This window comes from Desulfobaccales bacterium (genome assembly GCA_041648175.1).
Classification (GTDB): domain Bacteria; phylum Desulfobacterota; class Desulfobaccia; order Desulfobaccales; family 0-14-0-80-60-11; genus 0-14-0-80-60-11.
Map to the genome: position 1 here is coordinate 1 of JBAZPO010000043.1, position 6,420 is coordinate 6,420.

6 protein-coding genes are annotated in these 6,420 nt (G+C 58.1%); 2 read left to right on the forward strand and 4 right to left on the reverse strand.

Going from position 1 to position 6,420, the window contains the following annotated elements; all coding sequences use genetic code 11:
* Positions 1-780: DUF1573 domain-containing protein (locus WC600_18465; protein ID MFA4904715.1), on the forward strand; the 780-nt coding region annotated here is incomplete at its 5' end.
* A gap of 85 nt (positions 781-865) precedes the next feature.
* On the opposite strand, the gene WC600_18470 is transcribed toward WC600_18465, so the two are convergent.
* Positions 866-2,617 carry a transposase gene (locus tag WC600_18470; GenBank protein MFA4904716.1) on the reverse strand — a complete coding sequence of 584 codons (1,752 nt, stop codon included), beginning with the start codon at positions 2,615-2,617 and terminating at the stop codon, positions 866-868.
* Between the two features lie 184 nt (positions 2,618-2,801).
* Here WC600_18470 and WC600_18475 point away from each other — a divergent pair, with 184 nt between their 5' ends.
* A complete protein-coding gene (locus WC600_18475; GenBank protein MFA4904717.1) occupies positions 2,802-3,590 on the forward strand; it encodes a class I SAM-dependent methyltransferase in 789 nt (262 codons plus the stop codon).
* 445 nt (positions 3,591-4,035) lie between these two features.
* Here the strand turns inward: WC600_18475 and WC600_18480 are convergent, their stop codons facing one another.
* The 3 genes from WC600_18480 to WC600_18490 form a co-directional block, all read right to left on the reverse strand.
* Positions 4,036-4,746 carry a hemerythrin domain-containing protein gene (locus tag WC600_18480; GenBank protein MFA4904718.1) on the reverse strand — a complete coding sequence of 237 codons (711 nt, stop codon included), beginning with the start codon at positions 4,744-4,746 and terminating at the stop codon, positions 4,036-4,038.
* A gap of 364 nt (positions 4,747-5,110) precedes the next feature.
* Positions 5,111-5,446, reverse strand: coding sequence for a succinylglutamate desuccinylase (locus WC600_18485; GenBank protein MFA4904719.1), 336 nt, complete (start codon positions 5,444-5,446; stop codon positions 5,111-5,113).
* Positions 5,447-6,080: 634 nt separating this feature from the next.
* A partial coding sequence (locus tag WC600_18490; GenBank protein ID MFA4904720.1) for a hypothetical protein occupies positions 6,081-6,420 on the reverse strand: 340 nt, incomplete at its 5' end.

The window sequence follows — 6,420 nt, forward strand, 5'->3', positions numbered from 1 at the left end:
TTTATCCAGCTTAAGGTTCATCTTACTGATAATCCTTTGCTTTTTAACCGGAAAGCGGAAACCGCAAACCGGAAACGGTATTGCCGGATCGGTCTCACGGTAATGGCAATGATATTGCTGGGAGTTTTAGCGCCGGCGGGGAGCCGACCCGGGGCCGCAGCCAAGGGCGCGCCCGTGCTGGCGGCGCCGCAGACCGTGCATGATTTCGGCGAAATCACCGAAGATCAACCGCTGACCCACGCCTTCCTGGTGCAGAATACCGGCAACGCGCCTCTGCAGATTCTGGATATCGATCCGGACTGCAAGTGCACCGCGGCCCATTTTGATAAAAAGATCCCCCCCGGCGGCCAGGGAAAGATCACCCTGACCATCGAGCCGTATTCGGTGATGCGCCAGTTCAAAAAAAATACCCGGGTGGTCACCAATGATCCGGAGCGCCCGGAGATAACCCTGACCCTCCAGGGGGTGGCCAAGCCCATCATTGAAATCAAACCCACCCATATCGTGCGCCTTCAAGGGACCCCCCAAGACCACCCTAAGTTTCAGGTGCGCTTCACCTCCAATCTCCTGACGCCCTGGGAGATCACCGAATACCGCACCAATATGGCCATGAGCGACGTGGAAATCGAGGTCAAACCGGAGCAGCCGGGGAAGGTCTATGTGGTGGAGGTCCGCAATAAGCGCCGGGAGCCGGGAAAATATACGGGAGTCATCGAGCTGATGACCACTTCGGCCAAGAGGCCCCGTTTGATGTTGCGGGTGTTTGGGGATATTCGGTAGCAGTGAGCAGTAAGCGGTGAGCAGTGAGCAGTGAGCAGTGAGCGGTTCAAGATTCAAGGTTCAAAGTTGATGGCCTGGTAAAAAGTCAGGCGGCCATTTTTAATTCGACTGGGCCGTGGTAGGCATGCGGGATCAAAAAACCGAAGATCACGGTTCCCAGCGAGATAATTTGCTCTTTGACACGAGAAAATAGCCCAGATAAGCGCCCTGGGGACCCCGAGACGGGGTTGCCGGCCCGGCTTCTGGCCCGGCGCACCGCGGTGGCCCGGAAGAGGTTCACGCCCACGGCCTTTAAGGTGACGCAGACGCGTACGGCCTTAAGCCCCCGGACCCGCAGGCGCTTGACCCCGGTGCGCCGGTCATATTCGGACATCGCGCCCTCGATGCCGGCCCGCCAACGGTAGCGGCAACGAAACTCGGCGCTCTGCTGGTAGGCCCGCCGCGCCGCTACACGCCCCGCCTTCTCAGCGTAGCGTAGATAATGGTATTTCTTCCCCGGCTGGACCGGGCAGTGGGGACCTTGGGGACAGGCGGCGCACCGTGCGGACGAAAACGCGACCCGGTAACGGTGCTTGCGGTATTTGTCGAACAGCGGCGTCTCGCACTGCGGGCAGGCCAGGACCCGGCCTCCGGGCGACATCTGAAAGTCCGCCAGCGACAGGCCCGCGGCTGGGGGCAGCCCCGGCAGGGGTGCCACCACCTCCACCTCCAGGGCCGCGGCTTGCCGGCAATTGTCGTCGCTGCCATAGGCGGTGTCCGCCAGGACCTCCTGGGGACCCAGCTTCCGGGCCTGGGTATCGGTAAGGGCCGGCAGCAAGGCCCGGCTGTCACTCTCGAAGGCCGGAGCCACCGCCACGTGGGTAATCAGATTGAGGGTTTGGGCCTTGACCTTCGGGTTTTCCGAGTCACAGTAAGTCTCCATCACCTGGGCCTGGTAGCCTTGCCCCTTGTGGCCGCTGTAACCGGCCTCCGGGTCCGAAGGATTTTGCAACGACTGGCAGGATACCTCCCGGGGCGACTTGACGGTGACCTCGGACGGGGCGTCCACCCCGGCGGCCTTCACCTCACAATGGTCGTCTAAGGCTCGCTGCAGCAGGCGATAGCTTGGCATGTCGCTGACTTGGGGATGCGCCGCGAATCCCTGCACCAGGTCAAAGCCCTCCTGAGCTACGGCAGCCAGGGTCCGGGCCGCGGCCGACGGCTTCACCTGGGAAAAGCAGGCCAGCGCTTTCTTGGTTTCATAGCGGGCCACCAATTCCGGCTCCAGGCCGGCATAGAGGTCGGGGTGTCGCCGTTTGAGGTTGACCAGGAGGCGGTTGATACATCTAGTCAAGATTCCCAGGCGGCCCAGCTTGCGCATGTTCGACCGGAGGTGCACCGAATCCAGGCGCTGCTTGGTGGTATCCACCGCAAAGACCTGAGCCAGCTTATGGGTGACCTGCTGAAACAAAACCGTATCCAACTCCTGGTCCGTGACCTTTTTGCGCATGCTCCACAAGGTCTTGGGACACATATACTTGGCGGCGTCGCTCTCCGAGGGAATATCCAGGGCGTAGTGCCATTGCTGGTTGAAGGCCAGTTGGTTGACCGTCTCCAGGTCCGTCAGATCGTGCATCTGCTGGAGCACCAGGACCCCCAGGACGGTGTGCAACTCCTTGGCGGGACGGCCAAAATCCGCCCGGAAGTGGAGGGCCAGTTGCTCCACCGGCAACTCCGAGAGGATTTCCCGGCGGAATAAGCCGGCCCAGGAGTTCTCCAATAACTGGCGGCGTTTGGGACCTAAATCCCCCCACGGGTCGATTAAGGGAGCTTGTCGGGAATGGCGCGGACGAATCATCTCTTTCCGATTAACCTATTGAATTTTCACTGAATTATGCCATAAAAAGCGGAGCCCGACAAGATAAAATTACCATAATCTTAAATTATTTTAGATAATTGACCAAAAAAGACTTTTTACGAATCCATCAACCTTGAACTTTGAACTTTTCAGGACAAGTAATATACCCGACTGCAGGCAAAAGATGACCGTCCCCCCTACCCTTCCCACCGTGGCCCCGGACTGGTGGCGCACCCTGTTCGACGACCTCTATCTCCGCACCGACGCCCGCAGCGTCCTGGATGAAGATTTGACCCGGCGGGAGGTGGACGGCCTCCTGGAAGTCCTGGACCTGCGGCCCGGCGCGGCTATTTTGGACCTGTGCGGCGGCCACGGGCGCCACGCCCTGGAGTTGGCCCGGCGGGGCTATGGGCCGGCCTTCGTTCTGGATTTTTCCCTCACCCTGGTATCCCTGGGACAGGCACTGGCCCGGGAACAGGGTCTGCCCGTGGCCTTTATCCGGGCCGACGCCCGCTGCAGCCCCCTGGCGTCCCAATCCTTCCGGGTGGTCCTATGCCTGGCCAACTCCTTCGGCTACGGCCCCACCCGGGGAGATGACCTGCAAATCCTGCAAGAGGCCCGGCGGCTGCTGCAATCCGGGGGACGGTTCTTTATAGAGGTGGCTGACCCGGATTACGTGCGGGAACACCTGCCGCCCCAATCCTGGCACGAGGCCGGGGAACTGGTGGTCTGCCGGCGGCGCTGGCTGACGGAGGAATACCTGGTGTGCCGGGAAATGGTGCTGTCTTGCAACCGGGGGCTGGTGCGGGATCAAGCCTATAAGGTGAGATTGTATAGCGCCGACGATTTACGTCAATGCCTGGAAGATGCGGGGTTTTCCCAGATTACGGTAGCCGGAGCGCCGGACTTTTACGCCCGCCCCGGGGACTACGGCGCCCTCAACCGCCGCCTGGCCGCGACGGCGTGGAAGTAAGGCGCGCACGGAGGCCCGCCGCCTCCTTTAGTCCTTCTTGTGCTTTGCAGTCGTTCATATTCCTGCGGAACACCCGAAACTATGGATTCAAGTTTCGCACCCCAATAAACCTTGGATATCGGCAATAGTCACGGCCTTTCGGCATTTCCAGGGCGAAACCCGATCATGTAAACCAGGCGCCCTCGCCTGCTCAAGCACAGGCTGGAAAGCCTGTGCCGCCAAAGAACAGCCGAGGGCGGCTGTTCCACATTTTTCCTTTTTTGGGTAGAAACGTTACACCGAAAAATTCGAAACTTGAAACTTGAAACTCGAAACTTTTCAGGACAGTCGTTCATGAGCCTGTGCCCCACCCGTAAATTATGAAAAGTTCCTGATGGGCATACTCCTAACTTTGAACTTTGAACCTTGAACTTTGAACTTTTCGGAACAGAGGTCTTCATTCATCCTAAATCTTCGGGGTAAACTGGGAAAAATCGTAAATCCCCAGTTCCTTTTCCAGCGCCGCCACTTCCTCCACCAGCTTTTCAAAGCCGTCGGCGCCGAACCTGGCGGCGTCGGCGTCCCGGAATTTTTTGCCCAGGACCGCGAATTCTTTGGGGGCCATGACCGTGCGCACTAAGGGGAACAGGACGGTATCCTCCTGCGCGGCATGGGGGCGGTAGAGCCGGGTGAACAGGCGCAGGTAGGCCGCGGCCTGGATCCGGTGCACCAGCTTGCGCATGGCCGGAGGATTGGCCTGGGCCTTGAGGAAATCCATGACCTGGCCCCCCGCGACATGCTGCTCCTTGAGAATCTTCACCAGGGCTACATGCTTTCCGGCCTGTTCAAACCGGGGAAACAAGTGTTCTTCCTCCAGCTTTTCATGGTATTCCAGCACAAACCGGCGAATCAGGTCCAGGGACCCGGTTAAGACCGGCAGGGGAAAGTCTCGGTCGGATTTCAACCGGGTCCCCATCTCGTCCAACACCAGCAGAGCGCGTTGGAGCACCCCGTGGTCCCGCTGGAGGGCTTCCGTGGCGGTGACATCGGCCCGGTCTTCCTTGCCGCCGCAGCCCGACAGAGTTGTAGAGCCAAGCAGGGCCACCGCGCCCAGGAGGGTTCCTCCCTGAACGAGAAAATTGCGCCGGGAGATGATAGGTTCGGTTTGATTTTTCATTGTGACTTCCTTTGGGACAAAGACCTGAATAGCCGAGGGCGGCTATTCCACATTTTTTTAGAAATAGCGAGCTATTGAGGTAACAAGGCCCGTCAAAACCCGATGATGAATACTGCCGGATTTATTACCATAGCCTGACAGCCGGTGCCACCAGAATTAGGGAACAAACCCGATATTTTATGACCTGGAATTACTGGGCGGATGCGAAGATTATGGCCCTTAAGCCCTTCTTTTTGGATTTTGAACAGAAAAAACCCGTATGCCATAAAAAAAACCCCCAAAGCAACCTTTGGGGGTTAAAAAATCTGTTAAAGGCGCACCTCCCCTCTCGGGAAGGCGACCACCACCGGATCAGACCGGCAGGTTACTGCTGTTCCGGACTTACCGGCAAGGCAGGAAGCACCGGCGCCGACTTCTCATATTTCATTCCGAAGGCCCGGGTCTCGAAGGCCTTGGGATTGAAGGCCCGGGTCAGTTCCACCTCTTCCGGGGTCAAGATGCGAACGATGCCGAATTGATCCACGATGGCAAACCGCTCACCCTTGGCCAAGCAAGAGGCCACCGTCTCTTCCCCCTTGAGTTCCTTTTTGGAGACGCACAGCAACTTGGCGCCGCCTTTGGCTTGCCCCAGGGCGATGGACGAGACGAAAAATACCATGGCCAGCGCCACCACCAACCCTACTACCAGTTTTGAACGCATGCTCCTTCCTCCTTTTTAAAGGTTTTACCCGGCTTTCCCCCCCCAGCGGAGTAATCAGAAAAAGCCGCCAAAACTCCTTTCTGCGGCTATATTACATTCCTGCAAGAGAGAAAGTCAACTTAATTATTCGGGCCAAAAAAAAAATCCTTTCCAAAAAAATTAAGACTTCCCGAAGGGTTAGTCAAGCAAATTCCCCGGGATCGGAGTTTATTTGCCAGGGAATAAATTTCAAATTATTCTCAGACTCTTGAAACCTGCAATATCAAGAGTAATAACTGACCACAGCCAACCGGCCGCTGACCGCTATTCGGTCCCCGGCGGTTTTGATCAAGGTATGGTGCGCGGTGCGCCCCCTACATTTGGGTCGTCTTCGCCAACCCCTGTTTAGGCTGATAACTCACTGCTCACTGAGCCTCTTGCAAAATTAACCGAGGTTTATGGGTCCGCAGGCTGTAGCTGTAATGGTCCCCCGGCCATGCCGCCTGTTTGTGTAGCACCGCCGCCCCCGGCGGTGCATCCGGAAGGGACAGCCGAGGGCGGCTGTCCTACATTTCTTGGATAAATTGCCCACAAACCGGCAGGAAACAGAATTTTGCAAGAGGCTCCACTGCTTACTGTTTACTGTTTACTGTTTTCAAAAGTCCACCGCCTCCGCGGCGATCTGGAGTTTGGCGCTCCCCCGTTGGGAAAGGCTCACCACACCGGTAACGGTGATGGGGTGTTCAATGGTTATGGAGGTAAGGCGCACCACCAGCTTGGGGTCCGGCAGACTTCCGAAGAAGACCTCCACCAGGCCCTCGGGGGCCTTCAGCATGAGGGATTTATGATGTACCAGGACCGGCCCCACCGGACCTTTGACAGTAACCCGGGTTCCGATAAACTGCTCTTTCTGGGCCAGGAGCCGGCTGACGCTCAAGGGTTCCGGACTGGTGAGCGCCGCCCCGGGCGGCGTTTCCGGCATTGGGGGCAGTCCC